Genomic DNA, 21219 nt, shown 5'->3' with positions numbered 1-21219 from the left:
CGTGCCTGTCGCGTCCACCGCAACACCTCCGCAACACGCCCGCCGGACACGTGCCGGTCACCCGGGGCGGGCTCGGCCCGGCAGAGGGCGCCCGGCGGGCGGTTGCACGCCCCGGCTCGCGTGCCCGGGCGGTACGGGCCGGTTCGTGGCGGGAGTCAGTTCGTGGCGGGAGTCAGGGCGTGGCCGGGACCGCCCCCGGGAGGAGGGTCGGCAGGGCGGTGCTGTGGAGGAGGTGCGCCCGTGCGGGCAGGGCGGTGTGCAGCAGGGTGTCGTGGGCGTGGGGTTCGGGTCCGCGATGGCGTCGGACAGGAGGTGGAGGCGGTAGTCGCGGTCGGCGGCGTCGGTGACGGTGGACAGGACGGCGCCGCTGGTGCTGAGGCCGCAGACGACCAGGGCGGTGATGCCGTGTTCGCGCAGTCGTCGGTCGAGACCGGTGCCGGACAGGGCGCCGTGGCGGGTCTTGCGGATCAGGAGGTCGCCGCCGCGGGGGACCAGGCGGGGGTGGAGGGCGGCAGCGGGGTCCTGGTGGTGCAGGGCGCGGTGGTGGGCCACTGCGGCGAAGGTGGCGTTGGCCCCGGGGACGGCGTCCCAGTCGGCCTCGGTGAAGGCGGTGCGGACGAACACGACGGTGGCGCCGGCCGCGCGGGCGTGGGCGAGGGCTGTTTCGACGCGATCGAGGAGGGCGTCGCGCCGGGTGTCGTCGGGCAGGGCGGCCAGCACCGCGGGCTGGCAGTCCAGGACGAGGAGCGCGGTACGGGCGGGGGCGAGGGCAGAAGTGGCGTTCATGGGGTGGTCTCCGTGCCGGTGGCGGGGCGGGGGCAGGGCGGGTTTCAGGAGGGCGTGCGGGCGGGTCGTGGTTCGGGCCGGGCGGTCCGGGCGGTCCGGGTGGGCCGGGGGAGCAGGAGGGGAGTGGTGAGGATGAGCAGTCCTGCGGCCGCGAGGGCGGTGCGTGGGCTGGTGGCGTCGGCGAGCAGTCCGCCGAGTGCGGTGAGGGTGGCGATGGCCGTCTGCTGGCCGATCGACCAGGCGGTCAGGGTGCGGCTGACGAGGTGCTGGGGGGTCTGTTCGAGCCGGTAGGCGGCGAGGACCGGGGTGTACAGGCTCATGTGGACGATGATCGCCAGTTCGACGGCCATCACGGTGAGCAGGCCGACGATGCCCGGACGTACGAAGGCCAGGCCGATCAGCCAGACGGCGCGCAGGGTGCCGGCGGTGCGCAGCACCCGGGTCCGACCGTGCCGGGCCACCACGCGCGGGGCCAGCCGGGAGCCGAGCAGGCCGCCGAGGCAGGGGAGGGCGAAGGCCAGGGCGTACTGCCAGGCGGGGAAGCCGAGTCGGCCGAGCAGGAGGACGGCCAGCAGCGGTTCGGTGGCCATGATCAGGCCGGAGACGAGCATGTTGTTGAGGTAGAGCGCCCGCAGGGTGCGGTCGCCCAGGATGTGGCGCCAGCCCTCCAGCAGCGCGCCCGCCGGCACCGGGCCCCTGCCCCGTTCCTGTTCGTGCTCCCGTCCTCCGTGCGGGGTGCTTCCTCGCGGCGGCGGATCGCGGTGATGCCCAGCGCGGAGAGCAGGTAGCTGAGCGCGTCGGCCACCACGGTGGCGACCGGTCCGAACAGGCCGACGGCCGCCCCGCCCAGCGGTGGCCCGATCGCGATGGAGCTCCAGTTCGTGGACTCGAAGCGGGCGTTGGCCACGAGCAGGTCCTGCGGCCGTACGAGGGCCTTGAGGTAGGCGCCGGTGGCCGCACCGAAGGCGATCTTGGCCGCGGCGACGACGGCGGAGACCACGAGCAGCTGGACGAAGCCGAGCAGGCCGAGCGCGTAGGCGACCGGGATCGTGGCCAGGGCGGCGGACCGGACCAGGTCCATCGCGATCATGACGGGGCGCTTGCGCCGCGACTCCATCCACGGCGCGAGCGGCAGCGCGACCAGCGCACCCACCGCCGGCCCCACCGCGGACAGCGCGGACACCTCGCCCGGGCCCGCGTGCAGTGCCAGCACGGCGATCAGCGGCAGCGCCCCGAAGCCCAGCCCGGATCCGTACGCGCTCACCGCGTACGCCGCCCACAGCCAGCCGAACTCCCGTCCCAGCGCCGTTCGGCCCGACGCCGGCTCGCCCGGTTTCGCCTCGCCCGTCATGCTGCCCCCACACTCCCGTCCGAACAAACCGAGGTTGACCGGAGAGAGCTAACCGAGCAGCACAACGGCCGGTCAAACAACCGAGCTCCCCGATCTGCACAACCATTCGTTGTTCCCTAAGGTGGATCGGCATGGACCTCGAAGCCGTACGCACCTTCGCCGCGGTCGTCGACGCCGGCCAGTTCCAGAAGGCCGCCACCGACCTGTCGCTCACCCAGCAGGCCGTCTCCAAACGCATCGCCGCCCTGGAACGCGACCTCGGCGTACGGCTGTTCACCCGCGCGCCCCGCGGCGCCGAACTCACCATCGACGGGCGGGCGTTCCTGCCCCACGCCCGCGAACTGCTGCGCGCCGCCGAACGCGCGCTCGCCTCGGTGCGCCCGGGCAGCCGCCCGCTGCGCGTGGACGTGATCGCCTCGCGCGGCGCGGCGGCCGGCCTGATGCGCGACTTCCACCGTGCGAACCCGGGCGTCGACCTCGACGTACTGATGCTGGTCGAGATCGAGACGGCCCTGGCGGCGATCCGCTCCGGTGCGATCGACGCGTCCTTCCGCGCGGTGGGCGCACCCGGGCGGCCCCTGCCCGAGGACATCGCCTCCGTGCGGGTCCTGGACGAGCCGCTCCAGCTGCTCACCGGCCCCGCCCACGCGCTGGCGGGCGCCCGCCGGGTGAGCCTCGCCGAACTGGTCGGGCACCGGATCTGGATGCCGGGCATCGTCCCCGGCACCGAGTGGGGCGCCTACTACGACGACCTCGTCGCCGAGTTCGGCCTCACCATCGAGGCCACCGGCCCCAACTTCGGCTCCGACGCACTCCTCGACACCATCGCCGACACCCCGGCCCTGGCCACCTTCATGGGCGAGCACACCCGCCTCATCTGGCCGGCCGACCACGGCCTGCGCCGCATCCCGATCACCGACCCCACCCCCGTCTACCCGCACTCCCTCCTCTGGCACCGCGACAACCCCCACCCGGCCCTGCCCACCCTCCGCACCCACCTCGCCGCGACCACCACGGTGCCCACCACCTCCAGCACCCCCGACACCTGGCTCCCCACCTGGACATCCCCCCACTGAACCCCGCCGCCGCGCCTGCTGCCGCCGCCGTGACCGCTTCCGCCCTCTCTCGACGCCCGCCGCCCGCGCGCGGCGCCGAACCCGCGCACCCCGGGCCGCCCGCCGTCTGCCGCCCGCGGGCGTCCCGGGGTGCGCGGCGGCCGGTCAGGGGGTGTGGATGCCCTGGCCGGGGGTGAGGATCCCGGCGGGGTCGTAGCGGTGCTTGGCCCGCACCACCCGTTCCCACAGCCCGCCGTAGTGGCGCTGCCAGTCGGTGCCGGTCATCCCCGGGACCGCTCCGATCAGGTAGCGCTTGCCGCCGAGCCGGACGGCCCGGTCGTAGAGCCGCCGGTTGCGTTCCAGCATCGCCGCCGTGTCGGCGCCGGGGCCGGGGAAGGCGAGCAGGTCGAAGTGCCAGCCGATGTCGGAGTCCGGGAGCACCGCGAGCGGTGTCCTCACCTGCTCCCGCCGGTACGGGTAGAACAGCAGCAGCCCCGCGCCCAGATCCTGGGCCGTCAGCACCTCGGCTGCCTCCGCCATGAACACCCGCGCGGTCGACGCGGGCAGGAACACGCTCAGCCACGGCTTCGGCAGCCCCCAGAAGCCCGTGGCGCGCAGGTATCCGGCGAAGGCGTCGACCCGGAAGGCGTACTCGCGCCGGCTCTGCTCCACCACCGACACCCCGTCGGCCGCCGGGCGCAGCCCTGCCAGCAGTGCCTCGCGGTCCACCGTCTGCCCCGCGTCGGCGAACGCCACCAGCTCCGCCTTGTAGCGCCACCGCGTCCCGTCCGTGCTGCGCTCCACGTCGCCGACCTGCAGGTCGAAGCGGCCGTCGGCCATGACCTTCTCCTGGTCGGTGAGGTAGGTGTCCAGATCGTCGTAGTACAGGGAGAACACGTGGGCGCGTTCGCGGACCGGGACCAGGGCGAGGGTGGCGCGAACGATGATGCCGGCCTGTCCGCCGCCGGCCAGGACGGCCTCGAAGAGGTCCCGGTTGCGGGTGGGGGAGGCCGTCACCAGTTCGCCGGCGCCGGTGACCACGTCCAGTTCGAGGACCTGATCGGTCTGCAGGCCGTGGCGCTGCACGCCGCCGCCGATCCCGCCCACGCTGAGCGTGCCGCCGACCGACAGGTGCAGGTAGTCGGTCAGGCACGGCGGTACCCAGCCCGCGGCCAGTCCTGCGTCGACCACCTGTGCCCAGGTCACGCCGGCCTCGACCACGGCGCGCCCGGGGCGTACGGAGACGATCTCGGACAGGCCGCGGGCGTCGATCGCGATGCCGCCGCGCGGGTTGGCCTGGCCGTAGCTGGAGTGCGACTCCAGCCCGGCCTCGCCGACCTGCGCCAGGTCCCCGCTCTGCCCGTTGACGGCCACCGGGATGCGGTGGCGGCGGGCGAAGGCCACCACCTGCTGAACGTCGCGCACCGAGCCGGGCCGCAGCACCGCCCTGGGCGCGGCGCTCACCAGGTGCCCGAAGTCGCCGCGGAACCGCTCCGGTACGGCCCCCTGGAGCGTCACCATGCCGTCCAGCGGCGGCAGTCGGACGATGTCGGCGCCGGGCTCGGCGGCCCAGGCGCGGGCGGCGGTGTCCCAGCCGGCGACGGTGGCGGCGGCCCCGAGGGCGGCGACCCCGGCGGCGCTGAGGAGGGTGCGGCGTGACGGTGCTGGCCTGGACATATCAGAGGTTCTCCGATCAGTCGTCAAAGAGGGATTGTCGTACCGTAGCCGTCCCGTTTTCCGGTTGCCGTCCCGCCCGCTCGGCTCATCGCCGCCGTTGCCGCCCGCGCCTCTTCCGCCTTGTGGTCAAAACCCGCGTGGTGTGCGTGACTTGACGTCTCGGCACTGCTCCGCTCGACGGGTCCGCCGCGTCCGCCCGTGACATTTCCACGGGTCCGCGGGTTGGGGGTGTGTTCGGCGTAGTGTCGGTGTGTTGTCGGGTCGTCGGGGTTTCGGTGGGAGTGACTGGTCATGGTGGATGCGCGGGCCGGATTGCCGGTGGAGCTGGATGATCTGGTGGATGTGCCGGAGCTGGTGACGGCCTTCTACGCGGTGCGTCCGGATCCGCTGGAGGTGGGCCAGCAGGTGGTGTTCGGGACGTCGGGGCACCGGGGTTCGTCGCTGGACGGGTCGTTCAACGAGGACCACGTCGCGGCGGTGACGCAGGCGATCTGTGAGTTCCGGGCGGGGCAGGGGGTGGGCGGCCCGCTGTTCCTGGGAGCGGACACCCACGCGTTGTCGGAGCCGGCGCGGGTGACGGCCTTGGAGGTGTTGGCCGGCAACGGCGTCGAGGTGCTGGTGGACGAGGGGGGTGGACACACGCCGACGCCGGCCGTTTCGCATGCGATCCTTGCCCACAACCGGCGCAGTCCGCGGGCGTTGGCGGACGGGATCCTGGTGACGCCTTCGCACAATCCGCCGCGGGACGGCGGCCTGAAGTACAACCCACCGAGTGGGGGGCCGGCGGGTTCGCAGGCGACGGGGTGGATCCAGGACCGTGCGAACGAGCTGATCCGCGAGGGCCTGCGGGGGGTGAAGCGGGTGCCGTACGCGCGGGCGTCGGCCGCGGCGACGACGGGCCGCTACGACTTCCTGGGTGCGTACGTGGAGGATCTGCCGTCGGTGGTGGACGTGGCGGCGGTGCGTGCCTCGGGGCTGCGGATCGGGGCGGATCCGCTGGGCGGGGCGTCGGTGGCGTACTGGGGGCGCATCGCGGAGGTGCACGGGCTGGACCTGACGGTGGTCAATCCGGTGGTCGATCCGACGTGGCGGTTCATGACCCTGGACTGGGACGGCAAGATCCGGATGGACTGTTCGTCGCCGTACGCGATGGCCTCCCTGATCGGTGGTCGCGACCGGTTCGCGATCGCGACGGGCAACGACGCGGACGCCGACCGGCACGGCATCGTGACACCGGACGGCGGGTTGATGAACCCCAACCACTATCTGGCGGTGGCGGTGGACTACCTGTTCCGGCACCGGGCCGACTGGCCGGCCGACGCGGGGGTGGGCAAGACACTGGTGTCCTCGTCGATGCTGGACCGTGTCGCGGCTGATCTGGGGCGCACCTTGGTGGAGGTCCCGGTGGGGTTCAAGTGGTTCGTCGACGGCCTGTTGGAGGGCTCGATCGGCTTCGGCGGGGAGGAGAGCGCGGGGGCGTCGTTCCTGCGCCGCGACGGCGGAGTGTGGACGACGGACAAGGACGGCATCCTGCTCGCCCTGCTGGCATCGGAGATGACGGCCGTGACGGGCGAGACGCCCAGCGCCCGCTACCGGGAACTGACGGACCGCCACGGCGATCCGGCCTACGCCCGGGTCGACGCTCCGGCGGATCGCGAGCAGAAGGCCCGGCTGGCGCGGCTGTCCCCCGAGCGGGTCGGCGCCGGGGAACTCGCCGGGGAGAAGATCACCGCGGTGCTGTCCCACGCTCCGGGCAACGGCGCGGCGATCGGCGGCATCAAGGTCTGCACGGACAGTGCGTGGTTCGCCGCTCGTCCGTCCGGGACCGAGGACGTCTACAAGATCTACGCCGAGTCCTTCCACGGCCCCGATCACCTCGCCCGGGTCCAGGACGAGGCCCGCGCCCTGGTCGGCGAGGTCCTGGCAAGCTGACCGCCCCGCCCGTACGGCCGACCCGCGCGCCGGGGTCGGCCGTACGGACGGGATGCGCCGCACCGACCCCGACACCCGCTTCCCCGGCCTGCCCGACGCTCCTGGCCTCCTCCGCCGCCCCGCCACCGGCGGGAGGGCGTAGAACCTGTACGGTTCCCGGACGGGCCGGGTGAGCCGGGCGGCGAGTCGGCAGGGGAAGGACGGACTGTGCAGGTCAGAGGTGTGCTCTTCGATGTCGATGACACGTTGTTCGACTATTCGGGGTCGGAGGAGGCCGGCATCCTCGCGTACCTGCGGGAGTCGGGGCTGCTGGAGCGTTTTGCCTCGCCGGCGGCGGCGCTCGACGTGTGGCGCAGCATCATGCGGGTGCAGTACGGGCGTTTCCTGGCCGGTGAGTTGACGTTCGTGGGGCAGCAGTGCGAGCGCACCCGGCAGTTCCTCGCCCATCTGGGTGAGGGCGGCGCCGAGCAGCTGACGGACGGGCAGGCGGCAGCCTGGTTCGCCGGTTATGCGGTGCACCGGGATGCGGCCTGGGCTGCGTTCCCCGATGCCGCACCGGTGCTGGCCGCGCTCGCCCCCGTCTACCGGCTGGGGGTCGTCTCCAACTCCTCGGTCGGCCACCAGCGCCGCAAGCTGGACGCCGTCGGGCTGCTGGGTCATTTCGAGGACGCGGTGCTGGTCTGCTCCGACGAGTTCGGCCAGGCCAAGCCCGCTCCCGGGATCTTCCGGGCGGGCTGCGAGCGGCTGGGCCTGGCCCCGCACGAGGTCGCCTACGTGGGGGACAACTACGACCTGGACGCGCTCGGTGCCCGTGACGCGGGCCTGCGCGCCTTCTGGCTCGACCGCAGCGCGGGAGGCGCCGCGGTGGCGGAGGGCATCGGTGTCCTGCACACGCTCACGGACCTGCCCCACGCGCTGGCTGCGCACTGCCCGTAGCCCGCCAGTCCGAGGGTCCTCCGCCTTCGGGTCGGTGACCTACAGTCATGTCATGCGCGCACACCGTGACACGGCTCGGCCTGGGGGGCGGCTCCCCACCCTCACTGCGCTGCGCTTCGCCGCTGCCCTTGCCGTCTTCCTCTTCCACGTCTTCCTCACCACCGACCCGCTGTACCCACAGGCGCCCCTGACCCTCTTCGCGGACCCGCGCACTGCTTCCGTCCTCGCGTGCGTCACGTCCAAGGCCGGCTATGCCGGGGTGTCCTTCTTCTTCGTTCTCAGCGGCTTCGTGCTGACCTGGTCGGCGCGCGGCCCGGAGCCGCCCGGGGTGTTCTGGCGCCGGCGGCTGGCTCGGATCTATCCGACGCATCTGGTGTTGTGGGTCGCGGCTCTCCTGTTGTTCGCTCGGGCCGGGCCGGTGCGGGTGTGGTTGCCGAATCTGCTGCTCGTGCACGCGAACTCGCCCGATGCGGACGTCAATTCTGGGATGAACATGCCCAGTTGGTCGCTCTGCTGCGAGCTGCTGTTCTACCTGCTCTTCCCGCTGCTGTACCGGGTGCTGCGCCGTCTGCCCGAGCGGGGCGTGCTGCCTGCTGCCGGCGTGTGTCTGGTGGCGGCCGCGGTGGTGGCCCTGGTCGATGCCGTCCTGTTGCCCGGGCGGCCGAGGATTCCCCAACTTCCTGTTTCGCTGGACCAGTTGTGGTTCGGCTATCTGTTCCCGCCGGCCCGGCTGCCGGAGTTCGTCCTGGGGATGCTGCTGGCCCGTGCTGTCGCCGCGGGCGTTGCGCCGCGTCTTGGCCTGGCCCCGGCTGCCCTTCTGCTCCTGCCCGCGTACGCGCTCACGCTGGTGGTGCCCTCGCCGTTCGACTTCACGCTGCCGATGGTCGTGCCGCTGGCCCTGGTCATCTGCGCCGCCGCTCACCGGGACCTCCACCGTCCGTGCCCGGCGCACCCGTTGGGGCAGTGGCTGGGCAAGGTCTCCTTCGGCTTCTATCTGTGCCAGGGCGTCGTCCTCTTCCACGGCCGCCCTCTCCTGTTGGGCGAGCGCACCTTCGCCGCCCCGGCCGCGGCCGCGCTCACCCTCGCGGCCTTCGCCGTGACACTGGGGGCGGGGGCGCTGACGTACACGGCGGTGGAGCGGCCCGCTGTGGGGTGGCTCGCCCGGGCGGGTACGCCGGCGCGGGGCAGCGGCAGGGAGTGGGCCGGCTGACCGGGGGAGCGGTCTGTTTCTGATATGGGAAACGCTATGTTGCTTTCAGAAGGTTGACAACCATATCGTTGCGTCACATCAGAGTCCGGGCAGGTCAGCTGCGAGAAACCGTTGCGACAGGCGAGGTCTAACGCAACGTCACCTGTCGAACTCATTGCAATGGATGCGAGATGAACGCTAGGGTGGGGATCAAGGACCGCAGGAGCGTCGAGGACCTACCGAGGAGACCGTGATGCCGGGAGGCAGGCTCACCCAGCAGGAACGCCGGCAGATTGCGCTGGGACTGGCCGACGACCTCCCCTACGCCGAGATCGCCCGCCGCCTGGAACGCCCCACCTCCACCGTCACCCGTGAGGTGATGCGCAACGGCGGCCCCACCGCCTACCGCGCCGACCTGGCCCACCGCGCCACCGAACGCCGCGCCCACCGCCGTAGGCCGGCCCCCGCCCGGGGACCGCAGGCCGGCGACCAGGCGCACGGGCGCGACGGCCAGGCCGTGGCCGAGTACGAGGAGTCGCTGACCACCGTCCTCATGGGCTCGGGCCTGTCCAAGATGACGGCCCGGGTGCTGACCTGTCTGTTCACCACCGACGCGGGCAGCCTGACCGCCGCCCAGCTCGCCCAGCGCCTCCAGGTCAGCCCGGCCTCCATCTCCAAGGCGATCGCGTTCCTGGAGAGCCAGAGCCTGGTGCGCCGCGAACGCGACGAACGCCGCCGCGACCGCTACATCGTCGACGACGAACTCTTCTTCCAGGCGACCATCGCCAGCGCCCGCGCCAACGACCAGCTCGTCGCCACCGCACGTCGGGGCGCCGCCGTCCTGGGCGCCGACACCCCCGCCGCCCACCGCCTGGAGAACGTCGCCCGCTTCCTCGACTTCATCAGCGAAAGCATCGTCCGCGCCGCCGAACAGGCCCGTGACGTCCTCCACACCAAGCCGGCCCCCGCCCCGGACCCCGTCCCCGTCCCCGTCCCCGTCCTGGACCACCAGTAGCCTCCCGCCAGGGCAGACCGGGGGTCGGTGGCAGGCGGCCTGGGTGGGCCAGTGCGCGGGTGCGGGGTCAGGTGGCCTCGGGCAGGTGGCGGGCCGCCGCGAGATCGGCCATCGTGCGCAGCCGGGTGAAGTAGGCGGCGCAGTAGGCCTCGTCGAGCACGGGCACGACCGTGGCGAGGCCGGCGATGCGCGACCACAGGGCGGCGACGCCCTCGCCGTCGAGTCCGCCGTCCAGCTCCCGCCGCACGAGGCCGGCGACGTCGGCGTCCAGCAGGACCAGGTCGGTGCCGTCGATGTCCACGCCGCGAAAGCTCGCCGGGAACGGGGCGCGGCGGTGCTCCTCCCACAGCCGCGCCAACCGGTCATGCGGCCCTTGCGCCCCGGCTTCCGTCTGCGCCTCGGCCTCAGGCCCGGGCAGCAGCAGGGCGACGCTGTCGAACACGGCGCGCAGCAGGTCGACGGCCCTGACCGGGTTGACGGTGGCGCTGGTCGCGCTGCCCGTCGCGAGCCGCTCGCGCAGCAGCAGCGCGCGCTCCAACTCCCCGGCCAGGTACACCGAGACGAGCCCTGCCCCGGCGGCCCGGGTGATCAGCTCCCGCAGCGGGGCCCGGGCGCCCAGGCGCTCGGCGAGGACCTGCTCCAGGGCGGACAGGGCGTGCGTGACGGCGACCGTCGCGAACTCGTACCGGTAGTAGGAGTGCCGTACGAGCTCGCGGGAGGTCTCCAGCGTGCTCATCACGGACATCGGCGCGCCCTCGGGCAGCACCAGGTCGGCGACCAGCGGGTGCATGCCCGGGTAGCCGGGCACGACATCACGGACGCGCAGGTCCGGTACGGGAGTGTCCATCCCCGCAGTCTCCCCGCCCACCGCCCGCCACTGCCACCGGATTCACCCAACAGTCCCGAGCCGGACGAGTTCAGCCTCGACCGACCATCGCGCGAGCCGGGGGGCGGCGGGACAGCCGGACAGTGGCCAAGAGGCCGTTCATCGGGGGAGCGGCCCTCCGGCGGGTGCGGCTGCTGCTTCCCCGGGTCCGGAATTCCTCCTGCGCTCGGCGAAGCTGGCGAACAGGCCGCCTGCCCGTCCTTCGCCACGGCCGGTGCGACGGCTGGGCTCAGGGGGTGAGTACCAGGCGCCCGCGCAGCCCGCCGTCGGCCAGGCGCCGGTGCGCCTGCGCAGCCTGCTCCAGGGGCAGAGTGTCCGCCACCCGCAGGGTGAGCCGGCCGTCGCCCGCGAGCGCCGCGAGACGCCCCAGGGCGGGTCCGTCGGCGGTGATCCAGACGTTGGCCACCCGGATTCCGCGCAGCCCCACCGGTTCGCTGCCGCCCGCCACCGCCACGAACGCCCCGCGGCCGCGCACCGCGCCCAGCGCCCCTACGCCCAGCAGGGCCGCGTCCACCGCACCGTCGATCCCGCCGGGGACCAACTCCCGTACGGCTGCTGCCACATCGCCCACTCCGCGGGGGACGAACCACTGCGCGCCCAGGGACCGGACGAGCTGTTCGTCGTCCTCTCCGGCGAGGGCGACGACCCGAAGGCCCCGCAGCGTGGCCAGTTCGACCGCGAAGCCGCCGACACCGCCGGCCGCGCCGGTGACCAGCAGGGTGGAGCCGGCGGGCAGGTCGAGCAGGTCGAGGGCCTGCAGCGCGGTGAGCCCGTTGAGCGGCAGGGTCGCTGCGGCCTCCAGGGACAGGCCGGCGGGGACGGGGGCGAGGGCGTCGGCGTCCAGGACCACGTGGTCGGCGTAGGTGCCCAGGTCCACGTCCAGGCGGTCGCGCAGTCCCACCACCCGCTGCCCGGGCGCAAAACCCGTGACCCCCGGCCCGACGGCGTCGACCGTGCCCGCCACGTCCCAGCCGATTCCCGTCACCGCCCGGGGCGCCATCAGCCCGGCCCCGGCCAGGGTCCCGGCGCGGGTGACCGCGTCCACCGGGTTGACCCCGGCGGCCGCCACCCGCACCCGCACCTGCCCGCGGCCCGGCCGCGGCAGCGCCACCTCGACCAGCTCCAGCGCCTCGGGACCGCCGAACTCCCGCACCACCACGGCACGCATCACGCACACTCCAGTCGACTCGACACAGCAGATCCGGGAACAGCGCCCAACCTAAGGAGAGTTACTCCCCATCAGGAAGCACGCACTTCAAGGTGCGTACCGCACGCAAAGGAGAGCGAGCCCGTGCCCACCACGACCGCCGCCCAGCGCCGCGCCGCCGAGGCCGCCGGCTACGACGCCTACCTCGCCCAGTGCCCGGCCCGCCAACTCCTGGACCGCATCGGCGACAAGTGGACCAGCCTGGTCGTCAACGCCCTCGCCGACGGCCCACAGCGCTACAGCGACCTGCGCCGGCGGCTGGCCGGGGTGAGCGAGAAGATGCTCACCCAGACCCTGCGCGCACTGGAGCGCGACGGCCTGCTCACCCGCACCGTCACCGTCACCGTCCCGGCCCGCGTCGACTACGAACTCACCGCGCTCGGCCAGGACTTGCTACCGCTGATGCAGGCCATCAAGGCGTGGGCGGAGTCCCACATGCCGCAGGTGCTGGCCGCCCGGGCCGCCCATGACGGCGGGAGCGGGGGTGCGTCGGAGTGAGCGCGCCCGGGCCCGGGTACAGCGGCCTGAGTTCAGTGGCCCGAGTTCAGCGGCGCGGGGCCGTGCGGCCGCGGTAGCACTGCGCGGCGACGCCCAGGCCGGCGGTCACTCCCGCCGCAGGGTCACCCCGGTCCGGCGCGCCCTCCTCCCGGGAGGGGAGAACGGTCCCCGACCGGCCCGGGAGGGCTGAGCCCGTCGCACCTCAGGTCAGGGCGGCGGCCAGGCGCTCGGGCAGGGTGGCGTACGGGCGGCAGGCGAGCACGGGCAGGGCGTGGGCGGCGGCCTGGGTGGCGAGCCAGTGCGAGTAACGGGCGCTGACGGCGGCGCGTTCGTGCTGCAGGCCGAGGCCGGGCTCGCGGTCCGCGTAGTTGGCGGCGATGCGTGCGGGGTCGTCCTCGTGGAGGAAGAGGGCCCGTACCCGCCGGCCCCGGGCGGCGGCTTCGGCGCCGGCGCGGGCGGCGGCGGCCGGGGTGAGGTAGTCGCCTTCGACGATGGCGGGAACGTCCACGGTGAGGCGGTTGCGCACGACGCCGAGCAGGGCGTCGTCCAGGGCGCGGGCGGTGGCGATCTGCAGGGCCAGGACGCGGTCGGCGCCCATGGTCTCCTCCGCGGCGCCCGGGGCGCCCTGAGCGGCGGCGAAGAGGTGCAGGCCGGGGTGGGTGGCCGCGGTGGTGGCGGCCTGCAGGGCGGCGACGACGTCGTCGAACTCCACGGTGAACGCGCCGTGCCGGGCGGCGAGGAGGGCGGCGGCACGGCTCTTGCCCAGACCCGAGGCGCCGCCGATCAGCAGGACGTCCCACGGGGTGTCGTCGGTGTGCATACCGGCACGGTAGGCGCTCCGGGGTCCGGGCCGGTTCGGCGGGGTGGGTCCGGTGCGGGTGTGGGGGTCAAGCATTACGGCCGGTGTCCGTGCTGCCGTCCAGGCGGCTCTGCCAGGCGGTGAGCAGGTGCTGCAGGGCGGCGGCCTCCTCGGGGGAGAGGTGGCCGAGCAGGCGGTGCTCGTTGCGCAGGTGGGCCGTGAAGGCCTCGTCGATCAGGCGCAGGCCGGCGTCGGTGAGGGCGACCACGCGCCCGCGCCGGTCGTCCTCGGCGGGGCGGCGGGCGACCAGCCCGGCGCGTTCCAGGCGGTCGATCCGCTTGGTCATCGCGCCGGTGGTGACCATGGTGTGGGCGGCCAGTTCGCCCGGTGCGCGCTCGTAGGGGGCGCCGGCGCGGCGCAGGGCGGCGAGCACGTCGAACTCGCCCTCGCCGAGGCCGTACCGCTGGTAGACGAGGGTGAGCTCGGCGGTCAGGCGGGCGGCGAGGCGGTGCAGGCGGCCGATGACGGCCAGCGGGGAGACGTCGAGGTCGGGGCGTTCGCGCCGCCACGCGGCCTGGATCTGCTCGACGTGGTCGGGGTGCTGCTCCGGGCGTTCCATGTGCCCATCGTACTCCCAATAGCTTCCGAGGAAGTTATATTGTCTTCCATGGAAGCCAATGCCCGGTGGGTGCTGCCGACCGCCCTCGCCCCCTTGCGTGGGGCGCCAACTACTACGTGACCCACGCCTACCTGCCCGCCGGTCACCCGCTGTGGGGAGCGGTCCTGCGCGCCCTGCCCGCCGGTCTGCTGCTGCTCGCCCTGGCCCGCCGCCGCCCGCACGGCCCTGGTGGTGGCGCAGCGCACTGCTCGGCCTGCTCAACACCGCCGTCTTCTTCGTCCTGCTCTACCTCGCCTCCCAGCTGCTGCCCACCAGTGCCGCCGCCACCGTCATGGCCGCCTCCCCGCTCGCGATGCTCCTCACCGCTTGGGCCCTGGCCGGCCGGCGCCCGCACCGCGCGCACCTGGTCGGTGCGGTGGTGGGCCTGGCCGGGGTGGCACTCACCCTGCTCGGCACCGGCGGTGCGGTCGGCTTCGGCGGACTGGCGGCGTCGGCGGCCGCGATGCTGGTCTCCTCCGTCGGCTACGTGCTCGCCGCCCGCTGGCGTGAGGGCGCCGATCCGCTCGCCGCCACCTCCTGGCAGCTGACCGCCGGGGGTCTGATGCTGCTGCCGTCGGCCGTTGCCGTCGAGGGCGCACCCCCGCCGATGGACACCTCCACTCTGCTTGCCTTCGGCTACAGCACCCTGATCGCGACCGCACTCGCCTTCGCCTGCTGGTTCGCCGGGCTTCGCCAACTGCCGGCCGGGACGGTGGGCCTGCTCGGCCTGCTCAACCCGCTGACCGGGGTGCTGTTGGGCACCGTGCTGGACGGGGACGCCTTCGGAGTGCGCCAGGGGCGGGCCTGGCGCTGGTGACGACCGGGATCCTCCTGGGCCTGCCGCGCCGCGGCGGCGCCCGGCCGGACGGCGCCAGGCCCGAAGCCGCGCAGCCCGACGCCATGCATCCCGCCCTGACGCCCCTGACGCGCCTGCGGGGCCTTCTCGGGTGCCGGACGGGCGCTTGCCCCGAGGCCGGGCGACGTGATCCGATGGCGGCGGCATCGCGTGCCGGTGACGGACCGCGTCAGGCATGGAGGTGCCCGACCGAAAGGGATCCGCCACCCGTGGCCTCCCCGACAATGGCCGTACGGCCGCCCTCAGCCTTCAACTCACCCTTGCGCACCGGGAACTGCGTCGTCGCCTCGCCGAGGTCCGCGCCAACCTCGGCCGCCCCCGCCCGCGGGCGACGACCACCTCCTCACCCACTGCCTGGCCTTCTGCACCGCCCTGACCAACCACCACCAGGGCGAGGACGACGGCCTGTTCGCCCAACTCCTGCGCGAGCGCCCGGACTTGGCGCCGACGATGGCGAAACTCGTCGAGGACCACGGCTTCATCTCCGCCATCCTCACCCGCGTGCGCGACCTCACCCAACAGTCCGCCGCCGGTTCGCCCGATGCCGACCGGGAGGCCATCGCACGCGAACTCGACGGCCTGGCCGCCATCATGGAGTCCCACTTCGGCTACGAGGAACGGGCCCTGGCCGCCGCCCTCGACGCCGGGGTGGACGACGACGGCTGGTCGCGGCCGGTCCTGCAGTTCAGGACACCGTGAAAAACCCTTCGCCCCGCCGCGCCCGTCGTCCCTAGACTCGCCACGCAGCCGCGCCCCACCGTGCGCGGCGACCGTACCGGCGAACGAGACGACGAACGAGACGAGAGAGGGGGCGAGCGGCCGTGCCGAAGCAGCGTGCTGCCGCTCCCTCTCCCGCGTCGCGGTACGAGGTGATCCTGGTGTCCCCGTCCTTCCGGTGCCCGCTGCGCGGCCGGCACCGGAGCAGTGCCGCCGCCATCTGAACCCTGGTCCTCCGAGCCCGCACGGGCTCCGCCGGTCAACGCCGTTGACGGATGATCGGAGTCGGCTCGGCACTGGCAATCGCGCGCCCACCCGTAGGAACCGCCTCGAAAGGCACCCGGGCCATGCGCACCGACACCACCACAGCCACCACCGCCATCTCCGCCGTCCGCAACCTCGGCATCCTCGCCCATGTCGACGCCGGCAAGACCACCGTCACCGAACGGATCCTCTACCTCACCGGCACCACCCACAAGCGCGGCGAAGTCCACGACGGCACCACCGTCACCGACTTCGACCCCCAGGAACGCGACCGCGGCATCACCATCTTCGCCGCCGCCGTCAGCTGCGCCTGGGCCGGGCACCGGATCAACCTCATCGACACCCCCGGCCACGTCGACTTCGCCGACGAGGTCGAACGCTCGCTGCGCGTCCTGGACGGCGCGATCGCGGTGTTCGACGCGGTCGCCGGTGTCGAGCCGCAGAGCGAGTCCGTGTGGCGCCAGGCCGAACGCCACGGCGTGCCCCGGATCGCGTTCGTCAACAAGCTCGACCGCGCCGGCGCCGACCTGGACGCCGCCGTGGCCTCCATCCGCGAGCGCCTGCACCCGCGCCCGCTCGCCGTCCAACTGCCCATCGGCACCGAGGAGTCGTTCACCGGCGTCGTCGACCTGCTGCGTCTGCGCGCGCTGACCTGGCACGACGACGGCACCCCGGTGGACGGCCCGGTCCCCGTCCACCTCACCGACCAGGCCGCCGAGCGTCGGCGCGCCCTGGAGGAGGCCGTCGCCGAACTGAACCCCGAAGCCCTGGAGGAGTTCTGCACCCACGGCACCGTCACCGCCGCCACCCTGGCCGCCGCCCTGCGCGAACTGACCCGCACCGGCGAGGCCGTGGTGGTGCTGTGCGGCTCCGCCTACCGCAACCGCGGCATCGAACCCCTCCTGGACGCCGCCGTCGCCTACCTGCCCTCCCCACTCGACGTCCCACCCGTCCACGCCACCGGGGCAACCACCGGCACGACCGTCGACGCGACGCAGCAGCGCACCGCCGACCCCGAACAGCCCCTGACCGCACTGGCGTTCAAGGTCGTCGCAGCCCCCACCGGCCGCCTGACCTACCTGCGCCTGTACGCCGGCACCCTGCACAAGGGAGCAACCGTGCTCGACGCCGCCACCGGCCGCACCGAACGCATCGCCCGCATCCTGCGCGTGATGGCCGACCGCCACACCGAGACCGACCACGCCTGCGCCGGTGACATCGTCGCCGTCATCGGCCCCAAGGCCGCCCGCGTCGGCGCCACCCTGTGCGACCCCGACCACCCGATCCTCCTGGAGGCACCCGTGAGCGCCGAACCCGTCGTCACCGTCGCCATCGAGGCCCGCCGCAGCGCCGACACCGACAAACTCGCCACCGCCCTGGCCCGCCTGGCCGAGGAGGACCCCTCGCTGCGCCTGGCCACCGATCCCGAGACCGGCCAGCGCACCCTGTCGGGCCTGGGCGAGCTGCACCTGGAGGTGGCGGTGGAGAAGGTGCGCCGCGACAGCGGCATCGAGGCGGTCACCGGGGCACCGAGGGTCGCGCTGCGCGAGGCCCTGGTCGAGGGCGTCACCGGCTTCGTGTACCGCCACGCCAAACAGGACGGCGGCGCGGGCCAGTTCGCCCACCTCGTCCTGGACGTCCGGCCCCTGGCGGACGGCAGCGAGGCGGAGTTCGTGTTCTCCTCGACCGTCACCGGCGGGCGGGTGCCGCGCGAGTACGTGCAGGCCGTCGAGGCCGGCTGCCGCGAGGCCCTGGCCGAGGGGCCGCTGGGCGGCCACCCGGTCACCGGCGTCGCCGTCACCCTCACCGACGGGGCCACCCACCCCAAGGACTCCTCCGAGCTCGCCTTCCGCACCGCCGCCCGCCTGGGCGTGCGCGAGGCGCTACGGATCTCGCGGATGCGGCTGCTGGAACCTGTCGCGGAGGTGACGGTCACCGTCCCCGAGGACGCGCTCGGTACCGTCCTCGGTGACCTCGCCGCCCGCCGCGGCCACGTCCGGGCCACCACCCCCGGGCGCGGCACCAGTGCCCAGGTGAGCGCGGTGGTACCGCTGGCCGAACTGTTCGGCTACGCGGGCCGCCTGCGCGGACGCACCCAGGGCCGCGGCACCTTCACCACCCGCCCGGCCGGCTACGCCCCCGCCCCCGCGAGCGCCGGCTGAGCCCGCCGCCCGGCCCCGCACTCCACGGCGGGGCCGGGCGCCACGGAGGCCTCGGCCTCCCACGGTTCACAGGGCCCCGGCCTCGGCCGCCGTCCACGCCGACGGGTACAGCGGCCGCCAGCCCAGGTCCCGGCGTGCCGCCGCCGTGGACACCTGCCCCTCCCACGGGTCGAACGTCGTCTGCGACGAACCACCCGGGTGCGTACGGTCGTTGAGGACGTGCAGGTCCCAGGCCGTCAGCGGCGCATCGTCGGCGACGTTGTACGTGCGCCCCTCGATCCCGGGCGCCGTCGCCGCCCGCCACAGTGCCTGCGCCACGTCCGCGTGGTGCACCACCGCCAGGCGCTGGTGCGGGGGCCAGTGCGCGGCCCACTGCAGCGACTGCGCCAGGTGAGGGTCGCCCTGCCCGTACACGAACGCCAACCGCACCACCACCAGCGGCAGGGCGGCCTCCGCCTCCAGTGCGCGCAGTCCGGTCTCCGCCGCCGCCTTGGACGCCGCGTACGCCCCCCACGCCGGGTCCGGCGCCGGCCGGTCGCCCTCCACGGCGGGGCGGCCCAGCCCCCGCCCGTACACCAGGTTGGTGCTGGTGTGGACGAACCGGGCCACCCCGGCCTTCGCGGCTTCCCGGCCCAGTGCCACCGCAGCGTCCCGGTTGACGGCCCACGCCGTCTCGTCCGGCACCCCGCGCAGTGCCGCCGCCACGTTCACCACCACGTCGGCCCCGTGCAGCGCCCGCGCCCGGTCCGCCTCCTCGCACAGGTCGCCGACCACCACCTCCACCCCCAGCCGGGCCGCCGCGGCCGCCTTCGCCTCGTCCCGCACCAGCACCCGCACCGAGGAGCCCTGCTCGCCCGCCCAGCGCACCAGCCGCGGCACCAGCCGGCTCCCCACCGAACCGGTCCCGCCCGTCACCAGAATCCTCGCCATGGTCCGTCCCCTCCAGGGAAGTCGATGTCCTCCGACACCCACCACCCTGCCCGCCCCGCACCCGGCCCGGCAGAGACCTCCCGAACCAGGGACCGCCGATCCCTGGATACCGCCCACCCCCGCAGGCCATGCTGGGGAGCATGATCGACCGCGCGGCGCTGGCCGACTTCCTCACCCGCACCCGGGCCCGGCTCACCCCCGCCGACCTGGGCCTGCCACCCGGCACGCGCCGACGCACCCCCGGGCTGCGGCGCGAAGAGGTGGCCCAGGTGGCGGGACTGTCGGTCGACTACTACGCGCGCCTGGAACAGCGGCGCGGCCCACAGCCCTCACCGCACCTGCTCGCCGCCCTGGCCCGGGCCCTGCGCCTGAGCGAGGACGAACGCGACCACCTCTTCCGCCTCGCCGGTCACGAGCCGCCGCGCCGGCACGGCCCGCTGGGCCACGTGCGCCCCGGACTGCTGCTCATCCTGGACCGCTTGCACGACACGCCCGCCCAGGTCGTCTCCGACCTCGGCGACGTCCTCGCACAGAACCCGATGGCCGCCGCCGTCTTCGGCGACCTCGGCGCACTGCCGCCGCCGCGGCGCAACCTGCTGCTGCGCTGGTTCACCGAACCCGGGGCCCGGGACCTGTTCCCGCCCGAGGACCACGAGGACCTCGCCCGCGCGCACGTGGCAGGCCTGCGCGCCGCCCACTCCACCCGTCCCGCCGACCCGCGCGCCGCCGAACTGCTGCGGCAACTCCTCGCCAGTGGTGGGGAGTTCGCCGCCCACTGGGAGCGCCACGAGGTCGCCCAGCGCCGCAGCGGCCGCAAACGGCTGCTGCACCCGGTGGTGGGGCCGCTGGAGCTGGAGTGCGAGGTCCTGGCCGCCGGCGGCGAGAACCAGCTGCTGCTCGTGCACACCGCCGCACCCGGCAGCGAGTCCGCCTCCCGCCTGGAACTGCTGCGCGTCGTCGGCGCCCCGGCCTGATTCCCCGGGCCTCAGGCCCCCGCCCGGCGTCCGGGCCCTGCTGCGCCGTACCGCCGGCCGCTGCCCGTAGGCTGGGCGGGGCCGCCGACGGTACGGACCGTCACCAGCAGGGCGGAACACGACACAAGCGGGCAGGCAGAGCCGATGCAGTTCGACGACCAGGGCGACCTCGACACCTCGCAGGTGGACGACCGGCGCGGCATCCCCGGCGGAAAGGTCGCCATCGGCGGCGGGGCCGTGGGCCTGATCGCGGTCCTGTTCGCGATCGTCCTCGGCGTCGACCCGCAGCTGCTGGGCCTGTCCTCCGGCAGCGCCTCCACCTCCTCCACCGGTGTGCGCACCGCCGGCGAGGCCCAGCAGGCCTGCAAGACCGGCGCGGACGCCAACAAGCGCCAGGACTGCCGGATCGTGGCGGTCACCAACAGCCTGCAGGACTTCTGGCGCACCGAACTGCCGCGCCGCACAGGCATCCCGTACAGGAACGCCGAGACCGTGCTGTTCACCGGCCAGGTCTCGACCGCCTGCGGGGCGGCGACCTCCGCGGTGGGGCCGTTCTACTGCCCCGGCGACAAGAAGGCCTACTTCGACCTCGGCTTCTTCAACGAACTCTCCGCCCGCTTCGGCGCCAAGGGCGGCCCCTTCGCCGAGTCCTACGTCGTCGCGCACGAGTACGGCCACCACATCCAGACCCTCACCGGCGCGATGCAGAAGGTCGGCGGCGACCGCCAGGGCGCCAACAGCGCCGCCGTACGCCTGGAACTGCAGGCCGACTGCTACGCCGGGGTGTGGGCCCACCACGCCACCACCACCCCGCAGCCCTCTACCGGGCGCCCGTTGATCGCTTCCCTCACCGACCAGGACATCGCTCAGGGCCTGGATGCGGCCGCGGCCGTGGGTGATGACCGGATCCAGCAGCAGGCCACCGGGCGGATCAACCCGGAGGCGTGGACGCACGGTTCCGCTGACCAGCGCAAGGCCTGGTTCACCACCGGCTACCGCGGCGGCGACCTCGCGCAGTGCGACACCTTCTCCGCCGCCAAGCTGTAGCCGGCAGTCGGTCCCGCCGGTTCGTCAGCTGCCGCCGCCCGTCGCCCCGCTTCCGGTTCGCCGATCGAGCGCTCCACGGGGGACGTCCGCCACGGTCCGCCGCCACCGCGCAAGGCCGCGCGACGGCGGCACGTCCTCACTCCGGCGCGCTGACCCTGACTCCCATGGCGCTGCCGCTGCCGACCGAGGCACCCCGGCAGCCGTTCCGGGGCCGGTACCCCGGGGTCTGCCGACGACTGTGCCCCGCCGTCTCTGGGAGACGGCGGGGCACAGGACCTGC

The 21219-nt window shown here is 74.1% G+C and carries 18 protein-coding genes and 1 pseudogene; 11 read left to right on the top strand and 8 right to left on the bottom strand.

Going from position 1 to position 21219, the window contains the following annotated elements:
- Window positions 1-57 precede the first annotated feature (57 nt).
- Window positions 58-786 carry a cysteine hydrolase family protein gene (locus CRP52_RS00700; protein ID WP_257032207.1) on the bottom strand — a complete coding sequence of 243 codons (729 nt, stop codon included), beginning with the start codon at window positions 784-786 and terminating at the stop codon, window positions 58-60.
- 44 nt (window positions 787-830) lie between these two features.
- Window positions 831-2137: pseudogene (locus tag CRP52_RS00695) on the bottom strand (MFS transporter).
- Window positions 2138-2268: 131 nt separating this feature from the next.
- Between CRP52_RS00695 and CRP52_RS00690 the strand changes: the two are divergent.
- The gene (locus CRP52_RS00690) at window positions 2269-3213 is read left to right on the top strand and encodes a LysR family transcriptional regulator (protein WP_097234555.1); all 945 of its coding nucleotides are present in this window, start codon (window positions 2269-2271) and stop codon (window positions 3211-3213) included.
- A gap of 144 nt (window positions 3214-3357) precedes the next feature.
- Here the strand turns inward: CRP52_RS00690 and CRP52_RS00685 are convergent, their stop codons facing one another.
- Window positions 3358-4869 carry an FAD-binding protein gene (locus CRP52_RS00685; RefSeq protein ID WP_097234554.1) on the bottom strand — a complete coding sequence of 504 codons (1512 nt, stop codon included), beginning with the start codon at window positions 4867-4869 and terminating at the stop codon, window positions 3358-3360.
- Between the two features lie 291 nt (window positions 4870-5160).
- Here CRP52_RS00685 and pgm point away from each other — a divergent pair, with 291 nt between their 5' ends.
- The 4 genes from pgm (at window position 5161) to CRP52_RS00665 (ending at window position 9941) form a co-directional block, all read left to right on the top strand.
- Window positions 5161-6801 carry a phosphoglucomutase (alpha-D-glucose-1,6-bisphosphate-dependent) gene (gene pgm, locus CRP52_RS00680; protein WP_097234553.1) on the top strand — a complete coding sequence of 547 codons (1641 nt, stop codon included), beginning with the start codon at window positions 5161-5163 and terminating at the stop codon, window positions 6799-6801.
- A gap of 207 nt (window positions 6802-7008) precedes the next feature.
- Complete coding sequence (locus CRP52_RS00675) at window positions 7009-7737, top strand: HAD family hydrolase (protein ID WP_097234552.1); 729 nt, start codon at window positions 7009-7011, stop codon at window positions 7735-7737.
- A gap of 52 nt (window positions 7738-7789) precedes the next feature.
- On the top strand, window positions 7790-8947 hold the full coding sequence (locus tag CRP52_RS00670) for an acyltransferase family protein (RefSeq protein WP_143685594.1): 1158 nt from the start codon (window positions 7790-7792) through the stop codon (window positions 8945-8947).
- A gap of 232 nt (window positions 8948-9179) precedes the next feature.
- Entirely contained in the window at window positions 9180-9941 is a 762-nt protein-coding gene (locus CRP52_RS00665) for a helix-turn-helix domain-containing protein (RefSeq protein WP_097234550.1), read from the top strand.
- Between the two features lie 67 nt (window positions 9942-10008).
- Here the strand turns inward: CRP52_RS00665 and CRP52_RS00660 are convergent, their stop codons facing one another.
- Complete coding sequence (locus tag CRP52_RS00660) at window positions 10009-10788, bottom strand: hypothetical protein (RefSeq protein WP_257032206.1); 780 nt, start codon at window positions 10786-10788, stop codon at window positions 10009-10011.
- Between the two features lie 268 nt (window positions 10789-11056).
- A complete protein-coding gene (locus tag CRP52_RS00655) occupies window positions 11057-11995 on the bottom strand; it encodes an NADP-dependent oxidoreductase (RefSeq protein WP_097234548.1) in 939 nt (312 codons plus the stop codon).
- Window positions 11996-12118: 123 nt separating this feature from the next.
- Between CRP52_RS00655 and CRP52_RS00650 the strand changes: the two genes are divergently transcribed.
- Window positions 12119-12532 carry a winged helix-turn-helix transcriptional regulator gene (locus tag CRP52_RS00650; RefSeq protein WP_097234547.1) on the top strand — a complete coding sequence of 138 codons (414 nt, stop codon included), beginning with the start codon at window positions 12119-12121 and terminating at the stop codon, window positions 12530-12532.
- A gap of 202 nt (window positions 12533-12734) precedes the next feature.
- Here the strand turns inward: CRP52_RS00650 and CRP52_RS37950 are convergent, their stop codons facing one another.
- A complete protein-coding gene (locus CRP52_RS37950) occupies window positions 12735-13352 on the bottom strand; it encodes an AAA family ATPase (RefSeq protein WP_097234546.1) in 618 nt (205 codons plus the stop codon).
- Between the two features lie 67 nt (window positions 13353-13419).
- On the bottom strand, window positions 13420-13950 hold the full coding sequence (locus CRP52_RS00640) for a MarR family winged helix-turn-helix transcriptional regulator (protein ID WP_097234545.1): 531 nt from the start codon (window positions 13948-13950) through the stop codon (window positions 13420-13422).
- 151 nt (window positions 13951-14101) lie between these two features.
- Here CRP52_RS00640 and CRP52_RS00635 point away from each other — a divergent pair, with 151 nt between their 5' ends.
- The 3 genes from CRP52_RS00635 to fusA all read left to right on the top strand — a co-directional run bounded on the left by CRP52_RS00635 (window position 14102) and on the right by fusA (window position 17988).
- Window positions 14102-14806, top strand: a complete 705-nt coding sequence (locus CRP52_RS00635; protein ID WP_306458823.1) for a DMT family transporter — start codon at window positions 14102-14104, stop codon at window positions 14804-14806.
- A 165-nt stretch (window positions 14807-14971) separates the two neighbouring features.
- Window positions 14972-15544: a hemerythrin domain-containing protein gene (locus CRP52_RS00630; RefSeq protein ID WP_306458822.1), complete on the top strand. Its 573-nt coding sequence runs from the start codon at window positions 14972-14974 to the stop codon at window positions 15542-15544.
- A gap of 365 nt (window positions 15545-15909) precedes the next feature.
- Window positions 15910-17988 (top strand): elongation factor G, encoded by a 2079-nt coding sequence (fusA, locus tag CRP52_RS00625; protein WP_097234544.1) that lies wholly within the window; start codon window positions 15910-15912, stop codon window positions 17986-17988.
- A gap of 66 nt (window positions 17989-18054) precedes the next feature.
- Here fusA and CRP52_RS00620 read toward each other — a convergent pair whose 3' ends face one another.
- Complete coding sequence (locus tag CRP52_RS00620; RefSeq protein ID WP_097234543.1) at window positions 18055-18918, bottom strand: NAD-dependent epimerase/dehydratase family protein; 864 nt, start codon at window positions 18916-18918, stop codon at window positions 18055-18057.
- A 143-nt stretch (window positions 18919-19061) separates the two neighbouring features.
- Between CRP52_RS00620 and CRP52_RS00615 the strand changes: the two genes are divergently transcribed.
- Together CRP52_RS00615 and ypfJ are read left to right on the top strand one after the other, a co-directional pair.
- Window positions 19062-19892 carry a helix-turn-helix transcriptional regulator gene (locus tag CRP52_RS00615; RefSeq protein WP_097239740.1) on the top strand — a complete coding sequence of 277 codons (831 nt, stop codon included), beginning with the start codon at window positions 19062-19064 and terminating at the stop codon, window positions 19890-19892.
- Between the two features lie 144 nt (window positions 19893-20036).
- Window positions 20037-20939, top strand: a complete 903-nt coding sequence (gene ypfJ / locus CRP52_RS00610; RefSeq protein WP_097234542.1) for a KPN_02809 family neutral zinc metallopeptidase — start codon at window positions 20037-20039, stop codon at window positions 20937-20939.
- The last annotated feature ends 280 nt before the right edge of the window (window positions 20940-21219 follow it).

This window comes from Streptomyces sp. 1331.2, from assembly GCF_900199205.1.
In the GTDB taxonomy this organism is placed as follows: domain Bacteria; phylum Actinomycetota; class Actinomycetes; order Streptomycetales; family Streptomycetaceae; genus Kitasatospora.
This window is presented reverse-complemented; position numbering and strand designations above follow the sequence as displayed.

What these genes read in the sequence shown, in the direction of transcription:
- CRP52_RS00655 (WP_097234548.1), bottom strand. Translation starts at nt 11,995, where the DNA reads ATGCGTGCCGTGGTGGTGCGGGAGTTCGGCGGTCCCGAGGCGCTGGAG.
- CRP52_RS00685 (WP_097234554.1), bottom strand. Translation starts at nt 4,869, where the DNA reads ATGTCCAGGCCAGCACCGTCACGCCGCACCCTCCTCAGCGCCGCCGGG.
- CRP52_RS00640 (WP_097234545.1), bottom strand. Translation starts at nt 13,950, where the DNA reads ATGGAACGCCCGGAGCAGCACCCCGACCACGTCGAGCAGATCCAGGCC.
- CRP52_RS00620 (WP_097234543.1), bottom strand. Translation starts at nt 18,918, where the DNA reads ATGGCGAGGATTCTGGTGACGGGCGGGACCGGTTCGGTGGGGAGCCGG.
- pgm (WP_097234553.1), top strand. Translation starts at nt 5,161, where the DNA reads ATGGTGGATGCGCGGGCCGGATTGCCGGTGGAGCTGGATGATCTGGTG.
- fusA (WP_097234544.1), top strand. Translation starts at nt 15,910, where the DNA reads ATGCGCACCGACACCACCACAGCCACCACCGCCATCTCCGCCGTCCGC.
- ypfJ (WP_097234542.1), top strand. Translation starts at nt 20,037, where the DNA reads ATGCAGTTCGACGACCAGGGCGACCTCGACACCTCGCAGGTGGACGAC.
- CRP52_RS00690 (WP_097234555.1), top strand. Translation starts at nt 2,269, where the DNA reads ATGGACCTCGAAGCCGTACGCACCTTCGCCGCGGTCGTCGACGCCGGC.
- CRP52_RS00670 (WP_143685594.1), top strand. Translation starts at nt 7,790, where the DNA reads ATGCGCGCACACCGTGACACGGCTCGGCCTGGGGGGCGGCTCCCCACC.
- CRP52_RS00660 (WP_257032206.1), bottom strand. Translation starts at nt 10,788, where the DNA reads ATGGACACTCCCGTACCGGACCTGCGCGTCCGTGATGTCGTGCCCGGC.
- CRP52_RS00700 (WP_257032207.1), bottom strand. Translation starts at nt 786, where the DNA reads ATGAACGCCACTTCTGCCCTCGCCCCCGCCCGTACCGCGCTCCTCGTC.
- CRP52_RS37950 (WP_097234546.1), bottom strand. Translation starts at nt 13,352, where the DNA reads ATGCACACCGACGACACCCCGTGGGACGTCCTGCTGATCGGCGGCGCC.
- CRP52_RS00665 (WP_097234550.1), top strand. Translation starts at nt 9,180, where the DNA reads ATGCCGGGAGGCAGGCTCACCCAGCAGGAACGCCGGCAGATTGCGCTG.